This is a genomic window from Tamaricihabitans halophyticus, from assembly GCF_004340875.1.
Lineage (GTDB): Bacteria > Actinomycetota > Actinomycetes > Mycobacteriales > Pseudonocardiaceae > Tamaricihabitans > Tamaricihabitans halophyticus.
In genome coordinates this window covers 73,206-92,947 of record NZ_SLXQ01000014.1, presented here as the reverse complement: position 1 = coordinate 92,947, position 19,742 = coordinate 73,206, and the positions used below count along the sequence as shown (strand labels likewise).

General features: G+C 68.0%; 19 protein-coding genes. 17 read left to right on the top strand and 2 right to left on the bottom strand.

Going from position 1 to position 19,742, the window contains the following annotated elements; genetic code table 11:
• Positions 1-144 precede the first annotated feature (144 nt).
• From aspS to EV191_RS24300, 4 genes are all read left to right on the top strand, one after another.
• Positions 145-1,917: an aspartate--tRNA ligase gene (gene aspS, locus EV191_RS24315; RefSeq protein WP_132879728.1), complete on the top strand. Its 1,773-nt coding sequence runs from the start codon at positions 145-147 to the stop codon at positions 1,915-1,917.
• 214 nt (positions 1,918-2,131) lie between these two features.
• A complete protein-coding gene (locus EV191_RS24310; RefSeq protein ID WP_132879727.1) occupies positions 2,132-3,361 on the top strand; it encodes a phosphotransferase in 1,230 nt (409 codons plus the stop codon).
• Positions 3,362-3,458: 97 nt separating this feature from the next.
• Positions 3,459-4,559: a pyridoxal-phosphate-dependent aminotransferase family protein gene (locus EV191_RS24305; RefSeq protein ID WP_132879725.1), complete on the top strand. Its 1,101-nt coding sequence runs from the start codon at positions 3,459-3,461 to the stop codon at positions 4,557-4,559.
• A 48-nt stretch (positions 4,560-4,607) separates the two neighbouring features.
• Positions 4,608-5,126, top strand: a complete 519-nt coding sequence (locus EV191_RS24300; protein ID WP_132879717.1) for a VOC family protein — start codon at positions 4,608-4,610, stop codon at positions 5,124-5,126.
• A 95-nt stretch (positions 5,127-5,221) separates the two neighbouring features.
• Here EV191_RS24300 and EV191_RS24295 read toward each other — a convergent pair whose 3' ends face one another.
• Positions 5,222-5,797, bottom strand: coding sequence for a TetR/AcrR family transcriptional regulator (locus EV191_RS24295; protein ID WP_132879716.1), 576 nt, complete (start codon positions 5,795-5,797; stop codon positions 5,222-5,224).
• A 78-nt stretch (positions 5,798-5,875) separates the two neighbouring features.
• Here EV191_RS24295 and EV191_RS24290 point away from each other — a divergent pair, with 78 nt between their 5' ends.
• From EV191_RS24290 to EV191_RS24255, 8 genes are all read left to right on the top strand, one after another.
• Positions 5,876-7,303 (top strand): MFS transporter, encoded by a 1,428-nt coding sequence (locus EV191_RS24290; protein WP_165913078.1) that lies wholly within the window; start codon positions 5,876-5,878, stop codon positions 7,301-7,303.
• 109 nt (positions 7,304-7,412) lie between these two features.
• The gene (locus tag EV191_RS24285; protein WP_132879794.1) at positions 7,413-8,774 is read left to right on the top strand and encodes a replication-associated recombination protein A; all 1,362 of its coding nucleotides are present in this window, start codon (positions 7,413-7,415) and stop codon (positions 8,772-8,774) included.
• Positions 8,775-8,908: 134 nt separating this feature from the next.
• A complete protein-coding gene (locus EV191_RS24280; RefSeq protein ID WP_132879713.1) occupies positions 8,909-9,325 on the top strand; it encodes a DUF948 domain-containing protein in 417 nt (138 codons plus the stop codon).
• Positions 9,322-9,639, top strand: a complete 318-nt coding sequence (locus tag EV191_RS24275; RefSeq protein ID WP_132879711.1) for a hypothetical protein — start codon at positions 9,322-9,324, stop codon at positions 9,637-9,639. The genes EV191_RS24280 and EV191_RS24275 overlap by 4 nt, the downstream gene beginning before the upstream one ends.
• Positions 9,640-9,782: 143 nt before the next feature.
• Positions 9,783-12,443, top strand: a complete 2,661-nt coding sequence (gene alaS, locus EV191_RS24270; protein ID WP_132879709.1) for an alanine--tRNA ligase — start codon at positions 9,783-9,785, stop codon at positions 12,441-12,443.
• Complete coding sequence (gene ruvX / locus EV191_RS24265; protein ID WP_132879708.1) at positions 12,440-12,961, top strand: Holliday junction resolvase RuvX; 522 nt, start codon at positions 12,440-12,442, stop codon at positions 12,959-12,961. Before alaS ends, ruvX begins: the two co-directional genes overlap by 4 nt.
• Complete coding sequence (gene mltG, locus EV191_RS24260) at positions 12,954-14,141, top strand: endolytic transglycosylase MltG (RefSeq protein WP_132879706.1); 1,188 nt, start codon at positions 12,954-12,956, stop codon at positions 14,139-14,141. Before ruvX ends, mltG begins: the two co-directional genes overlap by 8 nt.
• Complete coding sequence (locus EV191_RS24255) at positions 14,131-15,006, top strand: shikimate dehydrogenase (protein ID WP_481557252.1); 876 nt, start codon at positions 14,131-14,133, stop codon at positions 15,004-15,006. Before mltG ends, EV191_RS24255 begins: the two co-directional genes overlap by 11 nt.
• Before the next feature lie 22 nt (positions 15,007-15,028).
• On the opposite strand, the gene EV191_RS24250 is transcribed toward EV191_RS24255, so the two are convergent.
• Positions 15,029-16,285, bottom strand: coding sequence for a PTS transporter subunit EIIC (locus tag EV191_RS24250; RefSeq protein ID WP_132879703.1), 1,257 nt, complete (start codon positions 16,283-16,285; stop codon positions 15,029-15,031).
• A 240-nt stretch (positions 16,286-16,525) separates the two neighbouring features.
• Between EV191_RS24250 and EV191_RS24245 the strand changes: the two genes are divergently transcribed.
• The 5 genes from EV191_RS24245 (at position 16,526) to EV191_RS24225 (ending at position 19,736) form a co-directional block, all read left to right on the top strand.
• Positions 16,526-16,768, top strand: a complete 243-nt coding sequence (locus tag EV191_RS24245) for a PTS sugar transporter subunit IIB (protein WP_243659192.1) — start codon at positions 16,526-16,528, stop codon at positions 16,766-16,768.
• Positions 16,765-17,217, top strand: a complete 453-nt coding sequence (locus tag EV191_RS24240; RefSeq protein WP_132879700.1) for a PTS sugar transporter subunit IIA — start codon at positions 16,765-16,767, stop codon at positions 17,215-17,217. The genes EV191_RS24245 and EV191_RS24240 overlap by 4 nt, the downstream gene beginning before the upstream one ends.
• Positions 17,218-17,336: 119 nt before the next feature.
• Positions 17,337-17,993, top strand: a complete 657-nt coding sequence (locus tag EV191_RS24235) for a prepilin peptidase (RefSeq protein WP_132879698.1) — start codon at positions 17,337-17,339, stop codon at positions 17,991-17,993.
• A gap of 31 nt (positions 17,994-18,024) precedes the next feature.
• Complete coding sequence (aroC, locus tag EV191_RS24230; protein WP_132879697.1) at positions 18,025-19,212, top strand: chorismate synthase; 1,188 nt, start codon at positions 18,025-18,027, stop codon at positions 19,210-19,212.
• Positions 19,209-19,736 carry a shikimate kinase gene (locus EV191_RS24225; RefSeq protein ID WP_207894654.1) on the top strand — a complete coding sequence of 176 codons (528 nt, stop codon included), beginning with the start codon at positions 19,209-19,211 and terminating at the stop codon, positions 19,734-19,736. Before aroC ends, EV191_RS24225 begins: the two co-directional genes overlap by 4 nt.
• The last annotated feature ends 6 nt before the right edge of the window (positions 19,737-19,742 follow it).

Sequence of the window (19,742 nt, the reverse complement as noted above, 5' to 3'; positions counted from 1 at the left end):
CCTTTGTGCCCGACAACCGTACGTCCCGCCGGAAAGCACCAGCGGGAGTGGCCTACGAGGGTGTCCTGCGGCGTCGCGAGACGCGCTTCGAGGATATCCCCACACGACCGGTATGACGATCGAACGCTGAGGAGAGCGGTACCCGTGATGCGCACGCACCAGGCCGGCACGCTGCGCGAGCAGCACGCCGAGCAGTCCGTCACCCTGACCGGCTGGGTGGCACGTCGGCGCGACCACGGCGGAGTGATCTTCATCGATCTCCGGGACGCCTCCGGCGTCGCCCAGGTGGTGTTCCGCGAAGGAGACATGGCGGAGCGGGCGCATCAACTGCGTGCCGAATACTGCCTGCGGGTTACCGGGGAGGTGGCGGTACGGCCGGGTGGCAACGAGAACCCCGAGATCGCCACCGGCTCGATCGAGGTACTCGCCACTGAGCTGGACGTGCTCAGCGAATCCGCGCCGTTGCCGTTCCAGCTGGACGAGCATCTGGACGTGGGTGAGGAGGTGCGCCTGCGGCACCGGTATCTCGACCTGCGGCGTACGAGCTCGGCCCGTGCCATGCGGACCCGTAGCGAGATCAACCGGATCGCCAGGGGAGTGCTGCACGACCGGGACTTCGTCGAGGTCGAGACCCCGACGATGACCAGGTCGACGCCGGAGGGCGCGCGGGACTTCGTGGTGCCGGCACGGCTGCGCCCAGGGGCCTGGTACGCCCTGCCGCAGTCGCCGCAGCTGTTCAAACAGCTGCTGATGGTCGGCGGGCTGGAGCGCTATTACCAGATCGCGCGTTGCTACCGGGACGAGGACTTCCGCGCGGACCGCCAGCCGGAGTTCACCCAGCTGGACATCGAGATGAGCTTTGTCGAGCAGGACGACGTGATCGAACTGGGCGAAGCCATCGTCGGCGCGCTCTGGCAGGGCGTCGCGGGCCACGAGATCCCCCGGCCGATCAGTCGGATCAGCTACGCGGAGGCCATGGCCCGATACGGCACGGACAAGCCGGACCTGCGGTTTGGCTTGGAGCTCACCGAGCTCACCGAGTACTTCGCGGAAACGCCGTTCCGGGTCTTCCAGGCGCCGTACGTCGGGGCCGTGGTGATGCCAGGCGGTGCCGACCAGCCTCGCCGGCAACTGGACGCCTGGCAGGAGTGGGCAAAGCAGCGCGGCGCCAAGGGGCTGGCCTACGTGCTGATCGCCGAGGACGGCACGCTGGGTGGGCCGGTAGCCAAGAACCTCTCCGAGGCCGAGCGGGCAGGGCTGGCTGAGCGCGTCGGCGCCAAGCCGGGGGACTGCGTGTTCTTCGGCGCGGGTAAGCCGCACGAGGCGCGCGCGCTGCTGGGGGCGGCAAGGGTGGAGATCGCCGAGCGGCTCGACATGATCGACGAGAACGCCTGGTCCTTTGTCTGGGTGGTGGACGCGCCACTGTTCGCCTCGGTCGAGGACACCGATGACGTCGCGGTCGGCGGCGGGAGCTGGACGGCGGTGCACCACGCGTTCACCTCGCCAACCCCGGAGTGGATCGACAAGTTCGAGTCGGACCCGGGCAACGCGCTTGCCTATGCCTACGACATTGTCTGCAACGGCCACGAGATCGGCGGCGGTTCGATCCGTATCCATCAGGCCGACGTCCAGCAGCGGGTGTTCCGCACCATGGGCCTCAGCGAGCAGGAGGCGCAGGAAAAGTTCGGGTTCCTCCTGGACGCCTTCCAGTACGGCCCGCCGCCGCACGGTGGGATCGCGTTCGGCTGGGACCGGATCGCGATGCTGCTGACCGGCTCGGAGTCGTTGCGGGACGTGATCGCGTTCCCGAAGACCGGCGGCGGTTACGACCCGCTCACCGGTGCTCCGGCGCCGATTACCGCGCAGCAGCGCAAGGAAGCGGGCGTGGACGCGAAACCGCAGACCGGTAAGGGCTGACGGGTTCAGGTACCGCGGGGAGCCTTGCCTGGCGCGCTAAGGTGGCTACCCGCGGTGCGCGAGTCGATACCAGTGGTGTTTGGTGACTCGCCGTGCGACCCCGCGCGACGTTGCTCACGCACCGCGTTTTCCGTACCGATAAACGGGGCATCGCGCGGGTATTCGGTTGGCGACAGTGGTCGGTCAGCCGCGTTCGCGAGTAAGGTCGGGAGAGATGAGCGTGGAGTCCACGGCCGAGAAGCTTGCCTTTGACAATGCTGATTCAGCTGCGATCGTCGAAGCGATCGCGGCCGCTGTCGCTGCCGGAGAAGCGGTGCTGTCCAGCAGATTCGGTGCGACGATCAACCTGGACGGCGCCGAGGACCTGGCGGGCAGTGGGCCTGCCACGGTGGTCCGTGTCCGAGTAGCGGCCAGCCCGTTCTCGCTGCCCAGGACGTTGGTGATCAAGCACTATCCGGCGGCCGCACCGGGTGATTGGGACCCCTTTGCCCATGAGGCGGTCGCCTACCAGCTGTTCACCGCGCTCGCCGAGGACGAGCGGCGCTGCCCGGAATTGATCGCGCAGGACGCGACGAAGCGGGTGATCGTCCTCGAAGACCTCGGCAGGGCGGCGACCGTCGAGGACAAACTGCTCGGCTCGGACGCCCGCGGCGCCGAGGGTGCGCTGCTGTCCTGGGCTCGTTCGCTGGGACAACTGCATGCCAGCACCGCCGGCAGGGAAGCCGATTTCGACGCGCTCATGCGGCGCTTCGGTGGCGGTGACGTGGTCAGCGGGCTGGCCTCGACCGTGGAGCTCGCCTGTGGCGAGCTGCCCTCGGTGCTTGACGAGGTGCTTGGCGTTCCGACCCCGGACCCGATTCGGGTGCTGATCAGCAGGGCTGGCGCCAGAGTGGAGGCCGCGCCGTACCGGGCGTTGAGTCCGGTTGATCTCGCGCCGGACAACAACCTGGTGACCAACGCCGGCGTGCGGTTCCTGGACTTCGAACGCGGCTGCGTGCGAAACGCGCTGCTGGACGCGGCCTACCTGCGGATGCCGCTGGCCTCTTCGGCGGGCGCGCTCGCCCTGCCCGCGGGGATGACCGAAGCCATGGTCGCCTCCTGGCGAGCCGAGGTGACCGAGGTGTGGCCGGATCTGGCCAATGATTCGCTGTTCGGCAGCGGAATGCTGGATGGGCAGCTCGTCTGGCTGGTGCTGTCCACCTGGCAACTGCTGCCGGAACTGGTCGCCACGCACGGTGGTGTGGCTGGTCCGCCCCGTACCGAGCTGCTGCCGTTCTCCTCGAGCGATGCCGAGGCACTGGCCGCGCGCTGGGCGCGGCTGGCTACCGATGCTGGCCAAGCCGGCGTGCACGAGCTTGCGGACTACGCGAGCGAGCTGGCCAACCAGCTGGCCAGGCGGTTCGCGCAACGGATCGAGGTCGAGCCGTACCTGGCCTTCCGGTAACCGCAAGATCCCGAAACATTGCGGTGTTGACGGCACGTGGTGTGCGGTACACCCCGTCGCGCTGTCGGCCGCCGAGTTACCGAATAGAGTCGTGGGCATGGCACTGGTTGATCGTCTCTTGCTCGGCCCCGGACCGTCCAACGCCTACCCCGAGGCGACCTCGGCGCTCGCCGCGCCATTGCTGGGACATCTGGACCCGGAATTCCTGCGCATCCTCGACGAGACCTGCGACCGGCTGCGCACGGTCTGGGGTACGGACAACGCGCGGACGCTCCCGTTGTCCGGCACCGGCTCCATCGGTATGGAGGCCGGCTTCGCCAACTTCGTCCAACCCGGCAGCGTCGCGGTTATCGCGGTCAACGGCCTGTTCGGCGAGCGCATGGTCGACGTGGCCGGGCGGTACGGCGCCGAGGTAGTGCGGGTCGACCACGACTGGGGTCAGCCGGTGGACGTTGCCCGGGTACTCGCCGCGCACGGATCGCCGGACCTGGTCGCCGCGGTCCACGCGGAGACCTCGACCGGCGCTCGCAGCGATATCGGCGCGCTCGCCCGTGCGGTACACGAGCGGGACTCGAACGCGCTGGTCCTCGCCGACTGCGTCACCTCGCTGGCCGGCATCGAGGTCGCCGCCGACGAGTGGGGTATCGATATCGGCTATTCGGGTACCCAGAAGTGCGTCGGCGTCGCGCCCGGGCTCGCGCCGTTCACGGTCTCCGAGCGCGCCTGGCAACGGCGCGTGCCGAATCCGCCGACCTGGTACCTGGACCTCGGCATGATCGGGGACTACGTCACCGGCGCGGACGGCGGCGGGCGGACCTATCACCACACCGCGCCGGTCGCGATGATCGCGTCGCTGCACGCCGCGCTCGGCCGCATCGTCGAGGAAGGGCTGCCGGAGGTCTACGCGCGGCATGCCGCCGCGGGTGCTCGGCTGCAGGAGGGGCTGACCGAGCTGGGGCTGGAGCTGTTCGCCGAAGAGGGCTACCGGCTACCCGAGTTGACCACCGTGTGGGTACCCGATGGGGTGAGCTCGGCGGAGGTTCGCGGCGTCCTGCTCGATGATTACGGCATCGAGATTGGTGCCGGGGTGGGCAAGTTCGCCAGCACGGTGTGGCGAATCGGCCTGATGGGGCACAACGCGCGACTGGACCGCGTGGAACTGATCCTCGCCGCACTGCGTCGGGTGCTGGGCCGCTGAGGTTCCCTCGACAGTGCACACAGACCACCGGATAAGGGAGGTGTCGGCGTGCCACAACCTTCGGGCGCCGAACTGGAAGCCGTCCGTGCCCGGCGCGCGGAGCTGCGTGAGCGCTATCTGCGCCCGGTCGCCGAACGGCCAGAGCCCGCAACCCGTGGGGTGCACCACCTTGCGCTCATCTGCCGCGATGTCGCCGAGACCATCGAGTTCTACCAGGAATTCCTTGGCTTCCCGCTGGTCGAGCTGGTGGAAAACCGGGACTACGTCGGTTCCAGTCATTTCTTCTTCGACATCGGGCATCAGAACCTGCTCGGGTTCTTCGATTTCCCCGGGCATGATCACCCGGAGTTCCAGGAGACGATTGGCGCCGTGCAGCATCTGGCGCTGTCGGTGACCAGCGCGCGATTCGACGAGATCAGGGCGAAGCTGGACGAGCGTGGAGTTGATTACCTCGGGCCGGATCGGGGCGCCGATGACAGTCTCTACATCCGGGATCCGAACGGGGTGGGGCTGGAGTTCTACCGCGAGGAACTGGCGGTGTTCGAAGGCGAGCCACTGCTCGGCTGAGCTTGGCCGTCGTGCGCCGCGAAGATCTCCATTGCCTCGCGGTCCGAGGTGGGTGTCCCGTGGTCGTCCACCGATGCCATCCGACATGGCACTCGCTACCTGGGCGCGTTGAGACTTCGTGCGACCAGGGTCGCGAAATGCCGTAGTGCGTCCTCGTGGGTGGCATTGTTCCATTCGGCTGCCCATGCGGCGGCGTTGACCAGGCTGAAGAGGTCGTCGGCAGTGAGTGCGGCGTCGGCATGCCCGGTGGCCTGCGCTCGATGCAGCACTTCGGCGCCGGAGGCGTGCATCGCCTCGCATGCGGCGTGCAGGGGCGAGCCGTCGCCGTAGAAGCTGCGCATCAGCGATGCGGAGAGTCCTTGGTAGGAGGCGGCGTGCTTGACCGCCGCCGCAAACCATCTGGTCAGGGCGACGTCGGGTTCGCAGGCGTCCATCAGTTGGCGCGCCTGGGCATCGAGCGCCTCGACACTGTCTTGGATGACCTCGGCGAGTAGTGCATCGCGCGAGGGGAAATGCCGATACAAGGTAGCCGAGCCGACCCCGGCGGCACGGGCGATGTCGTCGAGGTTGACGTCTGCGCCGTGTGCGGCGAACTCGATCGCGGCTTGGGCGACGACCCGTTCCCGGTTGCGCCTGGCGTCGGCCCGCAGGGCCCTGTTCGCGGCAGTCACCGGACCTCCTAAATGAGAGTGCTACCCTACTTATATCTGGGGCATAACTCTCAGATAGTATCGTGGAGGGGAGCAGGCATGACAGCCGTACAAGGCCAGCGAGCAACCTCGCCGATGCGAGGGAAGCTGCTGGGCGCGCTGGCGCTCGCGCTAGTCGTTGCATGCGAGTTCATGTTGCAGCTGGACACCACGATCGTGAACGTGGCGCTGCCAAGCATCGGGCTCGAGTTCGGGATGTCACCGGCTGCTCTTACCTGGGTTACGCACGGATTCCTGCTCGCCTTTGGCGGACTGCTGCTGTTTGGCGGTTGGCTCGGCGACGTGCTGGGACACCGCCGGGTCTTCGTTGCTGGGATGGCGTTGTTCGCGGTGGCGTCGTTGCTTGGCGGGCTCGCTCCGAACGGGGCGACCCTGATTGCCGGTCGGGTGCTACAGGGTGTGGGGGCCGCGTTGGCCGGGCCTGCTGGGCTCGCGTTGCTGATCACCAGTTTCTCCGGCGAGGAAGAACGACGGCGGGCGTTCGCGGTCTACTCGACCGCGGCGGGCGCCGGCCTGGCCGTTGGTCTCATCCTCGGCGGACTCTTGACGTCGGCCCTGTCCTGGCGATGGGTGATGCTGATCAACGTGCCTGTCGGCGTTGTCGCGGTAGTCGCGACGGGCACGGTCTTCCCGCGGTCGTCCCGCCGAGCGGGGAGGTTCGACCTGTCCGGGGCGGGGACATCAATCGCCGCAATGACCTTGCTTGTCTTCGGGTTCGTCCATGCATCCGAATACGGTTGGGCCGACCCGTGGACAATCTTGACGCTGACCTGCGGCGGCGGGCTGTTGGCGACGTTCGTCGTCATCGAGAAGCGCATCTCGTCGCCGATGGTGCCGCTCACCTTGTTCGCCGACCGGATCAGAGCGCTGGCCTACGCCAATCTGCTACTCCTGGCCGCGTCCCTGACCAGTGCCTGGTTCTTCTTGACCCTGTTCCTTCAGGACCGGCTTGGCTATGGCCCGCTCGCCACGGGAATGGCCTTCCTGCCGCTGGCGGTGTGCGTGTTCGCTGTTTCCCAGTTCGTGCCCACTTTGCTGCGCCGCCTACCCGCGACGTCGATCGCGGTGATCGGACTGGCACTGGTCGCCTCCGGGATGTTCTGGCTCAGCCGTCTCGGTCGGGAGAGTTCCTACTGGGGAGAGGTGTTCGGCCCCCTCGCGATGATCGGTGTCGGAGTTGGCGCGGCGTTGGTCGCGCACAACCTCACGGTCATGGCTACCGTTGCGCCCGAGCAAGCTGGTGCCGCATCGGCGGTCTTGCAAGCAATCCTGACCGTAGGTGGATCGATTGGCTTGGCTGTCCTCGTTGCGATCGCCGGATCACCGCAGGTCCTGCCCGGCGGGGCCGCCCTCGACTTCGGTGCCGCCTTCCGCACGGCCGGAACCCTGTGCGCGGTAGCCACGGTGCTGGCCTTCCTGATGAGAACATCGCGAGCGCAGGATGCTGCCAGATCTCGGGCGAGCTGAGGCGTGGTCGAGTTACCGATGGCTGAGCGCGCCAGCTGGCGACCGCGTCGGACCTGGGCGGTAACGTCGAGCCGTGGCTGAGGAATCGTTGGACGGCGGGCTGTTCCGGATGGTGCCCGCCGATGAGCCCACGGAGCGGGCCGGACACGAAGCCGTGGGCGCTGGTCCGGACAGCTCTGGTGAACCCGGCAGGGCCCCGACCGCGCCGCTTGCCGTGCGGATGCGGCCGCGCGAGCTGGACGAGATCGTCGGGCAGCGGCACCTGCTCGCCGAGGGCTCGCCGTTGCGCCGGTTGGTGGAAGGCGCCGCGCCAGCCTCGGTGTTGCTCTACGGCCCGCCGGGCACCGGCAAGACCACCCTTGCCTCGCTGGTGTCCAACGCCATCGGCCGGCGATTCGTGGCGCTTTCCGCGCTGTCCGCGGGCGTGAAGGAGGTTCGCGGGGTCATCGAGGAAGCCCGGCGCCGGTTGGTGCATGCCAGGCAGTCCACGGTGCTGTTCATCGACGAGGTGCACCGGTTCTCCAAAACACAGCAGGACGCGCTGCTCGGCGCGGTGGAGGACCGGATCGTGCTGCTGGTCGCCGCTACCACGGAGAACCCGTCGTTTTCCGTGGTAGCCCCGCTGCTTTCTCGCTCGCTGGTCCTCCAGCTGCAGCCATTGGAGGACGACGATCTGCGCGAGCTGCTGCGGCGCGCGGTACGAGACGAGCGTGGTCTCGCCGAACGGGTCCGGCTCACCGACGAAGCCGAGGACCACATCGTGCGGCTGGCCGGTGGTGACGCGCGCCGCGCGCTGACCGCGCTGGAGGCCGCCGCTGACGCGATCCCCGATGATGGGGAGATCGACCTGGCCACCGTGGAGGCGACGGTGGACAAGGCGGCGGTGCGATATGACCGGGACGGCGATCAGCACTATGACGTGATCAGCGCGTTCGTCAAATCGATCCGGGGCTCGGACGTCGATGCCGCACTGCACTACCTCGCGCGCATGATCGAAGCCGGTGAGGACCCACGGTTCCTGGCTCGTCGACTGGTCGTGCACGCCAGCGAGGACATTGGCATGGCCGATCCCACCGCGCTGCAATCGGCGGTGGCCGCCGCGCACGCGGTGCAGTTCATCGGCATGCCCGAGGGGCGGTTGGCGCTCGCCCAGGCGACCGTGCACCTGGCGACCGCACCCAAGTCGAACGCGGTGATCGCCGGGATCGACGCGGCGCTTGGCGATGTGCGCGCCGGGCTTGCCGGAACCGTGCCGGCACATCTGCGGGACGGACACTATTCGGGGGCAAAACGGCTCGGCCACGCGCAGGGCTACCGGTATCCGCACAACGTTCCGGAAGGCGTACTCGCTCAGCAGTACCCACCGGACACGTTGGTTGGCAGGGACTACTACGAGCCGACCCAGCGCGGCGTCGAACGGACGCTCGCCGAGCGAGTGCCGAAGCTACGTCGAACGATTCGCGGCGAGTAATTCCCGCGCCACACATTCTGGGCGCCGGTACCCTTAACGGACGCGTCAGCGGACACGAATGGGGCAACGTCACGATGCCGGGTTCAGCGCGGTAACCTGGCCGGCATTCAAGCCTGCTACCGCGAGGAGGATACGTGTCACCAGGGCAGATCGCCGCGCTCATCGCAGCCGGTGCGTTCGTGCTGCTGGTGTTACTTGCGGCCATTCCGCTGATCAAACTCGGCCGCACGCTGGACGAGGCGACGATCGCGATCCGCAAGGCACACGAGAACAGTGATCCGCTCTTCGACGGGGCCAACAGCACGCTGACCCACGTCAACACGCAGCTGGAGCGGGTGGACGGCATCACCGCCAACGCGCAGACCGTCAGCGGCAACGTGTCGGCGTTGAGTTCGGTCTTCACCGCGACACTGGGCAGCCCGCTGGTCAAGACCGCCGCGTTGACCTACGGGGTCAGCAAAGCGATCAAGACCCGTCGACAGGCCAAAGAAGAGAAGGCCGGCAAGCGCTCCCGGCGCGGGCGGCGGGCCAAGCGCGGGAGCCAGGCATGAGACGGCTGTTCTGGTTGGGCGTGGGCGTCGCGGCCGGCGTGGCACTGTCCAGGAAAGCGACGGAAAAGACTCGGCAGGCGACGCCGGCCGGGTTCGCCGCCAACCTCAGTGACGCCATCCGCGAACTGGGCGGCGCGCTCGGCGAGTTCGGAGCCGAGGTGCGCGCCGGTATGTCCGAGCGGGAAGAGCTGCTGCACCAGGAAGTTGAGCGGCGGTCCGGGATCGCTACCAGGGGAATTGCCGTCGGGGATACGCGGTCAGCGGCACCGGCCGCGCGGTCGGGTCGGCATCGAGCGCGCGGGGCGGATGGCTGAGTTGTGCCGCGTAGCCGTACGCCGCGCGGCGCGTCCCGTCCGCCGACAGACTCCACGGCTCGTCCCTGGCCCATTTCGTCCTAGCCTGGTGGTAGTCAGCCCTTGGCGCGCTGCGCTGCCGGGCACTCGGTAAGGAAACAAGAGTGCGAACCCACGAGATCATCAAACGTTTTCAGGATCATTTCGAACGGGCCGGCCATACCGTCGTCCCCAGTGCGTCGCTGATCCTGGACGACCCGACCCTGCTGTTCGTCAACGCCGGCATGGTTCAGTTCAAGCCGTACTTCCTCGGTGACGCCCCCGCCCCGTACCCGAGGGCCACCAGCGTGCAGAAGTGCGTGCGCACCGGCGACATCGATGAGGTCGGCAAGACCACCCGGCACAACACCTTCTTCCAGATGGCCGGGAACTTCTCCTTCGGCGATTACTTCAAGGAAGGCGCGATCAACCACGCGTGGAGCCTGCTTACCAACTCGCCGGACGAGGGCGGCTACGGCTTCGACCCGGAGCGGCTCTGGGTGACCGTCTACCAGGATGACGAAGAGGCCGCCCGACTGTGGCAGCAGATCACCGGCATCCCCGCGGAACGGATCCAGTACCGGGACGGCGCGGACAACTACTGGGATATGGGCGTGCCAGGTCCCGGTGGGCCGTGCTCGGAGATCTACTACGACCGCGGACCCGAATACGGCGCGGAAGGCGGTCCCGTCGTCGACGAGGATCGCTACCTCGAGGTGTGGAACCTCGTGTTCATGCAGGACATTCGGGGGGAGCAGAGCCCGAAGAAGGGCTACCCGCCGATCGGTGAACTGCCCAAGAAGAACATCGACACCGGGATGGGTGTCGAACGGGTGGCGTTCCTGCTGCAGGGCGTGGACAACGTCTACGAGACCGATCTGGTCCGCCCGGTGATCGAGAAAGCCGAGCAGCTCTCCGGTCGTTCCTACGGGGACAACCACACCGACGACGTACGGTTCCGGGTGATCGCCGACCACGCCCGTAGCGGGGTCATGCTCATCTCCGACGGCGTGACGCCGGGCAACGAGGCACGCGGCTACGTACTTCGCCGCCTGCTGCGCCGGATCATCCGCTCGGTGCGCCTACTCGGGGTCACCAAGCCGGTGTTGACCGAGTTCGCCGCCGTGGTGCGCGACGCGATGAGCCCTTCGTATCCCGAACTGGTCACCGACTTCGGCAGGATCGAAGCGGTACTGCGGGCCGAGGAAGAGGCCTTCCTGGCGACCCTGACCGCCGGCTCGAAGATCTTCGACAGCGCCGTCGGGGAAACGAAGCAGGCTGGTAAGGGCGAGCTGCCCGGAGCGAAGGCCTTCCAACTGCACGACACCTACGGCTTCCCGATCGACCTCACCCTGGAGATGGCCGCGGAACAGGGCCTGACCGTCGACGAGCAGGGTTTCCGGGAATTGATGGCCGAGCAGCGGGATCGGGCCAAGGCCGATGCCGCCGCGCGCAAGAGTGGCCGGGGCGATCTGTCCGCCTACCGTGCCGTGCTGGACGAACACGGCGAAACGCAGTTCCTCGGCTACGACGACCTGGAGACCAGCTCGCGGGTCATCGGGCTGCTGGAAAACGGCGTATCGGTGCCGGCGGTGCGCGCCGGTGGACAGGCCGAGGTGGTGCTGGACCGCACTCCGTTCTACGCGGAAAGCGGTGGCCAGGTGGCCGATACCGGCCGGCTGGTCGGTTCCGGGGTCGAGGTCGACGTAACCGATGTGCAGAAGATCGTGCCGGGGTTGTCAGTACACCGGGTGCGCGTACTACAGGGCGAGCTCGGGCTGGACGACAAGCTGACCGCCTCGGTGGACGCGACTCGCCGTTCCGCCGTCGCGCGGTCGCACTCGGCGACGCACCTGGTGCACTCGGCGGTCCGCGGTGCGTTCGACAAGCAGGCGGCCCAGGCCGGTTCGCTGAACTCGCCGGGGCGGATGCGTTTCGACTTCAGTACCCCCGGCAAGGTCTCCGCTGGTCTGCTCACCGAGGTCGAGGAGGAGGTCAACGACTACCTGCAGCGCGACGTCGAGGTCACCAGCTACGTGGTGCCGAAGTCGAAGGCCGATGAGCTCGGCGCGCTCGCCCTGTTCGGGGAGAAGTACGGGGACGACGTTCGCGTCGTCGATATGGGCGAGTACTCACGGGAACTCTGCGGCGGCACGCACGTCGGCCGGATCGGGCAGCTTGGCCTGGTGAAGCTGGTCGGCGACGCCTCGATCGGTTCCGGCGTGCACCGAGTGGAGGCCCTGGTCGGCAACGACGCGTTGCGCTACGTCCGCAAGGAGCAGCTGCTGGTTGGCCAGCTCGCGGACCAGTTGAAAGTCCCGACCGAGGAACTGCCCTCCCGGATCGAGGGCATCGTCGGCCGGTTGCGCGACGCGGAGAAGGAGATCGCGCGGCTGCGCACCGAGAAGGTGCTCGCCTCCGCGGGTGAGCTCGTCGGTCGGGCGCAGGATGCCGGCGGTGTGCGCCTGGTCGCCGAGCAGGTCGCCGATGACGTGGACGGTGGCTCGTTGCGGGCTCTGGCCGGCGATGTGCGCGGCCGGCTCGGCTCGACCGCCAACGTCGTCGCGCTGTTCTCCGCGGGTGCGGAGAAGGTCAACTTCGTGGTGGCGACCTCCCCCGAGGCCAGGGATCGCGGGCTGACCGCGGGTGGTTTGGTGCCGTCGTTTGGGGAACTGATCGGCGGCAGGGGCGGTGGCAAACCCGATATGGCCCAGGGTGGCGGCGGTAATCCCGCCGGGATATCCGATGCGCTTACCGCGCTACGTAGGGCGTTGGCCGAGGCGTGAGTTCCGCGGACGGAGCGAAACAGCCTCCATCGGCTGGCCCGGATCGCCCCGGGGTGAGCGATCCGGGACCTGGCCGGCGTATTGCGGTAGACGTGGGCTCCGTTCGAGTGGGAATCGCGTTGAGCGATCCGGCTCCGATGCTGGCTTCGCCCCTCGTTACCCTTGCCCGGGATGATCACGCGAATGCCGATCTCACCCAACTGGCCGGGCTAGTCGCGGAACACGACGTCGTCGAGGTGGTGGTGGGCTTGCCGAGGACCCTCGCCAACCGGCATGGTGCGGCCGCGCAAGCCGCGGTCGACTATGCGAAGCAACTGGCCGATCGAGTCACCCCAGTGCCGGTACGGCTCGCGGACGAGCGGCTGAGCACCGTCAGTGCCAGCCGGATGCTCAGCGATCGGGGCGTGCGGGGCCGCAAACAGCGCGCGGTGGTGGATCAGGCCGCGGCGGTGGAGATTCTGCAGGGCTGGTTGGATGCTCGTGCGGCCGCGTTGGCGGCGAGGAGCCCGGATGAGTAGCGGCCTTGACCTGTTCGACGAACAAGCCGACGCCCCGCGCCCGCGTGGCCGGCGGGACCGCAGGCGGCGGCGCGCCCGGCTGTTGCTTGGCGCGATCCTGTTCGGCGTAGTGGCCGCCGCAACCTGGTTCGGGGTCCAGCAGATCCTTGGTTTCGGCATGTTCGGCGATTACGACGGCGCAGGCGAGCGGGATGTGCTGATCGAGGTCCGCGCCGGTGACTCGATCGGCGCGATTGGCGGGAAACTGGCCGAGGCCGATGTGGTGGCCACCTCCCGCTCCTTCGTCTCGGCGAGCGAGGACAACAGCGCGGTCGCGGGTGTCCAGCCCGGCTACTACGTGATGAAAACCAGAATGTCCGGCGAGCTCGCGGCCGAGCGGATCGTGGACCCGGAAACGCGGGTCGGGCAGCTGGAGATTCGCGCCGGTACCCAGCTTGACGACATCACCCAGCCCAATGACGAGGTGACCAAGGGGATTTACAGCCTGCTCGCGGACGCGAGTTGTGCGGAACTGAACGGGCAGAGCACCTGTGTCTCGGCCGAGGACCTGCGTCAGACCGTCGCGGATAGTGGGCTCGCCGATCTCGGTGCACCGGAGTGGGCGGTGGGGCCGGCCGAGCAGGCCGATCCGGAACGCTGGTTGGAAGGCCTTGTCGTGCCAGGGGTTTACGATCTTCGGCCGGGCTGGTCCGCCGAACGGATACTTCGGACGGTGCTCGAGGAGTCCGCGACGACCTTGCAGGCGTGGGGTTTGCCGAAACTCGCGGAAGACAATCAGCTCAACCCGTACGAAACGCTCGTGGTTGCCTCGTTGATCGAGCGTGAGGGCATTGCCGCCGACTTCGGGAAGATCTCCAGGGTCATCTACAACCGACTGGAGGATGGCACCAGGCTGCAGTTCGACTCCACGGTGAACTACGCGCTGGACCGGCCGCAGGTGCGCACCAACCCGGAGGATCGCGCCAGGGCGGGGCCGTACAACACGTATGACAGTGCGGGTCTGCCGCCCACGCCGATCGCCTCGCCGAGCCAGGCCGCGGTCCAGGCGGCCGCCGAGCCTGAAGAGGGATCGTGGATGTACTTCGTGAAGTGTTACAAGGACGGGAAGTCCTGCTTCGCGGAGACGAACCAGGAGCACAACCAGAACCGCAGGGAAGCGCAGGCACGTGGTGCGTACTGATACAGGTCGGCGTGCCGCCGTGCTTGGCTCGCCGGTGGCGCATTCGTTGTCGCCGGTGCTGCACGACGCGGCTTACCAAGCGCTCGGCCTGACGGGCTGGAGCTACCAGCGAGTCGAATGCGATGCTGATCGGCTGCCCGGCCTCGTGTCCGAATTGGATGAACAGTGGGTTGGGCTATCGGTCACCATGCCCGGTAAGCAGGCCGCGCTGGCCGTAGCCAGTTCGGTGACGGACCGGGCGGCGGTCGTCGGAGCCGCGAACACGCTGACCCGAATGGACTCCGGGCTGTGGCGCGCGGACTGCACGGATGTCGACGGGGTCACCGGCGCACTGGACGCGGCGGGCGCGCGGGTGAGCGCCGACGGGCCGGCGGTGATTCTCGGCGCGGGCGGTACCGCGAACGCGGCGATTGCCGCGCTACCCGGGTTGGGGATCGACCGGGTGCTGGTGGTGGCGCGCGAGCCGGCGCGAGCCGCGGAGGCGGTGGCCTGTGCCGGGCGCGCGGGAGTGCACTGCGAGGTGCTTCGCTGGGCAGATGTGGACTTCGGCCCGCTCGCGGCGGAGTCGGCGTTGCTGGTGAACACCGCGCCGGGGGCCGCGCTGGAAACCATCGTCGATGCGTTGGCCAAGGCGCGGCGCATCCTGGACGTGATCTACCACCCGTGGCCGACCCCGCTCGCCGAAGCTGTGCACGAGCGGGGCGGAAGCCTCGCGACCGGCCTGGACATGTTGCTGCACCAGGCTTTTGGTCAGGTCGAGCAGTTCACCGGGCAACCCGCGCCGCGCGTGGCGATGCGAGACGCCCTCCGCGCGGCCACGGGCGACGTGCTGTCCCTACCCCTCGCCCAACCGCAAGATCCCTAAAGAACGCGGTTGGGCGCACCGGTCAGGGCTTGCTGTCGGGCGTGTCCTCCTCGCTGAGCACCTCTTCGTCTTCCCGGCCAGGGGTGCGCAGATTCCACTTCGTGATCGCCCAGCGGAACGTGAAGTAGTACAGCACCGCGAACACCAGTCCGATCGGGATGATCAACCATGGCTTGGTGGCCAACCCCCAGTTCAACACGTAGTCGATCCCGCCGGCGGAGAAGCCGAAACCGTGGTGGACACCAAGCGCGTTGGTCACCGCCATGGAGATACCGGTGAACAGCGCGTGGATGAGCAGCAGCGGCCAGGCGATGAACACGAAGGCGAACTCGAGTGGCTCGGTGACCCCAGTGAGGAACGAGGCGAGGGCCGCGCCGAACATCAACCCGCCGACCATCTTCTTCCGCTCCGGCCGGGCGGTGTGGTAGATCGCCAGCGCCGCTGCGGGCAGGGCGAACATGAAGATCGGGAAGAAGCCGGACATGAACGTCCCGGCGCTCGGATCGCCAGCGAAGAACCGCGACAGATCGCCCTTCACGCCGTCGGCCTCACCGAAGACGAACCATACGAACGAGTTCAGAATGTGGTGCAGACCGAGCGGTAGCAGCAGCCGGTTGGTCAGGCCGTACACGCCCGCACCGAATACCGTGGACCCGGAAATGGCTTCACCGAGCGCGGTGAGGCCCTTGTCGAACCAGGTGAAGACCAGCCCGAGCACAGTGCCGACCAGCAGCATCGCCACCGCGGTCACGATGGGCACGAACCGCCTGCCGCCAAAGAACGCGAGATACGCCGGCAACTTGATCCGATGGAAGCGTTGCCAGAGCACTGCGGTGATCAACCCGGTGATGATCCCGCCGAGCACGCCGTACGGGCCGGTATTGAACGTTTTGTCCTCGACAAGGGACTCCTCGATCAGTCCCGACTGGAACAGCACGTTGTGCAGCACCACATAGCCGACTGCGGCGGCCAGCGCGGCCGAACCATCCGCCTTGCGCGCGAAGCCGATCGCGATACCGATCGCGAACAGCAGCGGCAGGAAGCCGAACAGCGCATCCCCGGCCACCCCGACGACCTTGGCGATATCGTCGAAGACATCGCCGGGTATCGCGGCAATCAGCTCGCCGCGCCCCTGGCCGTCGGCGTCGATGTAGCCGAGTCGGGTCAGCAACGCCGCGGCGGGCATCGCCGCGATCGGCAGCATCAGGCTGCGGGCGAAACGCTGCAGACCGGCGAAGCCGCGGCTGCTGCCCTTCGCCGATGCGGTGTTCGAACTCATCGATGATCCTCCTGCTGGTCCGCTCGCTGCGGGATGGCCAACCCGAGCGCCCCCATGGCCCCGGACCGCTGGCAGGCTATGCGTTGCCCTCGATCTGGATCGCGACCCTTGGTAGGTTCCGGTCTAGACCACTTGATGCGGGAGAATGCTCTTGCGTTCGAGAGGTGTCAACCGCCGTTATGGCTTCGTGCCAAATACGCGGGCGGTTATCGGGTGCATTACTGGATCGGGAGGCCAACGTTGGCAGGCAAGGACGATCGCGCGGAGCGGATTCTCGCCGCGCTTGGTGGTGCGGACAATATCGTGGAGATCGAACCTTGTATCACCCGATTGCGCTGCGAGTTGCGGGACGGCTCGGTGGTGGACGAGCCGGCGTTGAAGGCCACGGGTGCACATGGAGTGCTGCGCTCCGGCGCCGTCGTTCAGGTGGTGGTTGGTCCGGAGGCGGACACGATCGCCAGCGATATCGAGGATCTGCTGTGAGCCTTCGAGTACTGAGTCCGGTATCCGGCCGAACCGCCGCGCTGGCGGAGGTCCCGGACCCGGTCTTCGCGCAGTCGATGGTCGGCCCGGGGATCGCGGTATGGCCGGATACCGCTGGTGCCGCGCTCGCGCCCGTGGCTGGCACGGTCGCGACCCTGCATGCGCACGCGTTCGTGGTGGTCGGCGCGGACGGTCAGGGCGTGCTGGTGCATCTCGGCATCGACACCGTGCAGCTCAAGGGCGAAGGGTTCACCCTGCACGTGGTCAAAGGCGAGACCGTACGGGCCGGTCAGCCGATCGTCGACTGGGATCCAGTGGCGGTACGCGCGGCTGGATACTCACCGATCTGCCCCGTGGTGGCACTGGACGCGGCTGCCGACGCGCTGGACGTACCCCAGCCGGACATCGCCATCGCGGCCGGCGATCCGCTGTTCACCTGGCGCGATTAGCCCATCCGCGGCCCGCTGGCAACCGCGACACCGTCCGGCTGAGTCTTTCGTACCGCCAGCGCCACTGAATGGCCCATTGGGCGTCCCGGTCCCTACCGCCGCGCGGCAGGCTTGCCAGTATGACCGAACTTTCCGCGTCGCTGCTGCTCGGCGGCGCCGGCATACTGGTCGGGCTGGCTACTCGTGGCGTACTCGGCGCGATCCGTCGCGGAACGCGTACCCATCCGCTCGTGCTTCCGGCGGTCACCGGCGCGTTGTGGGCGTTGCTCGGCTGGCGGTTCGGCGCCGGCGCGCTCCCTGGCTGGTGGTTTTCGGTTCCGCTTTCCGTGGCGGCCCTTGCCGCTCCGCTGATCGTGGCGGATCTGCGGCACCGCAGGCTACCGAACGTGTTCACCGCGGCTGCCTATCCCATCCTCGGCGGTGTGCTGCTGGCGGCCGCGATCGGCAATGATGACGGCTGGTTGTTGGGCCGCGCGGTGCTCGGTGTGCTGGTCTTCGGCGGTGCGCACGCGCTGGTGCACCTGCTGGCACCGGGCGCGCTCGGTGCTGGTGACGTGAAGCTGGCCGGCAGCCTCGGTGGCGTGCTTGGCGCGCTCGGCTGGCCGGCGCTGGTGTTCGCCGCCGTGCTGGCCGCGCTCTGTGCGGGGCTGCTCGCGGTGTTCGCCAGCTCGACGGGACGCTGGCGCGGCGGGGTACCGCACGGTCCCGGTCTGCTCCTCGCCGTATTGGCGGTCGCCGCCTTCCCCAGCGCGGGCGTCATCCCGGCCCATGCGTAGCTGACCTGCGACGGCGTGACAGGATCGAGGGGTGCTGCGCTGGATGACCGCTGGAGAATCACATGGTCCCGCGCTCGTCGCCATTCTCGAAGGAATGGTGGCCGGCGTGGAGATCACTACGAACGAGCTGACCGAACAGCTTGGCCGCCGTCGACTCGGCTTTGGCCGGAGCCCACGGATGGGCTTCGAGACGGACCAGATCGAGTTTCTCGGCGGGGTCCGGCACGGCCGTACCCAGGGCGGGCCGATCGCGGTGCGGATCGAGAACACGGAATGGCCGAAATGGCAGACCGTGATGTCCGCCGACCCCGTCGACGCCGCCGAACTGGCCGGGCTCGCCCGAAACGCCCCGCTGACCCGGCCACGGCCGGGACACGCGGATCTGCCGGGGATGCAGAAATACGGGTTCACCGAGGCGCGGCCCGTGCTGGAACGCGCCAGTGCCAGGGAAACCGCCGCGCGTACCGCCCTCGGCACCGTCGCGCGCGGCTACCTGCGTCAGCTGCTCGGCGTCGACATCCTCAGCCATGTGGTCTCCATCGGCCGCGCCGATGCCCCGGAAGGACCGGCGCCGCGCCCGGCGGATCTCGCCGCGATCGACGAAAGCCCGGTGCGCGCCTTCGGCGCCGCGGCCACCGAGCGGATGGTCGATGAGGTGGAACAGGTGAAAAGCGCGGGTGACACGGTCGGCGGGGTGATCGAGGTGCTTGCCTACGGTCTGCCGCCGGGGCTCGGTTCGCATGTGCACTGGGACCGCCGGCTGGATGCCCGCCTTTCCGCCGCGCTGATGGGAGTCCAGGCGATGAAAGGCGTCGAGATCGGTGACGGGTTCACCACCGCTCGGCGTTGGGGTAGCGAAGCCCACGACGAGATTGACCGGGGCAGTGGCCCGGTGGGCGTCGCGCGCCGATCCAACCGGGCCGGTGGGCTGGAGGGCGGGATCACCAACGGGGAACCGCTTCGCGTTCGGGTAGCCATGAAGCCGATCTCCACCGTACCCCGCGCTCTATCCACTGTGGATGTCGAGACGGGCGAGCCGGCGGTGGCGATCCACCAGCGCTCCGATGTCTGCGCGGTGCCACGGGCTGGAGTGGTACTCGAATCCGTGGTGGCGCTGGTGCTCGCCGAAGCGGCGGTGGAGAAGTTCGGTGGGGACTCGCTCGCCGAAAGCAGCCACAACGTGGCGGGCTACCTACGGGCGCTGGAGGAGCGGTGGTGACACCGGCAGGGGAGCCGACCGTACTGGTGGGGCCGCCAGGGTCCGGCAAGTCCACGATCGGCAGGCTGCTCGCCGAACGGCTCAGCGTGTCGTTCCGCGATATCGACGCGGATATCGTCACGCGGGCGGGTAAGCCGATCAGCGATATCTTCACCGACGACGGCGAGGCGCATTTTCGTGCCATCGAAGAAGAAACCGTCGCGGACGCGCTCGCCGAACACGATGGCGTGCTCGCGCTAGGCGGCGGATCGGTGGTATCGGAGCGAACGCGACAGCGGCTCGCCGGGCATACCGTGGTGTTCCTGAACGTCGGCATGGCCGAGGGCGTCCGGCGAACCGGGATGTCCTCGGCGCGGCCACTGCTCGCCGGAGTCAACCCGCGCGCCACGTACAAGGCACTGCTCGAGGCGCGGTTGCCGATCTACCGCGAGGTCGCCGTCATCGAGGTGGACACCGACGGCCAGGAGCCAGCACAGGTTGTCGAAGCACTCGTCGGGCGGCTGCGCGACAACGGAGCGAAGTAAGGAGCA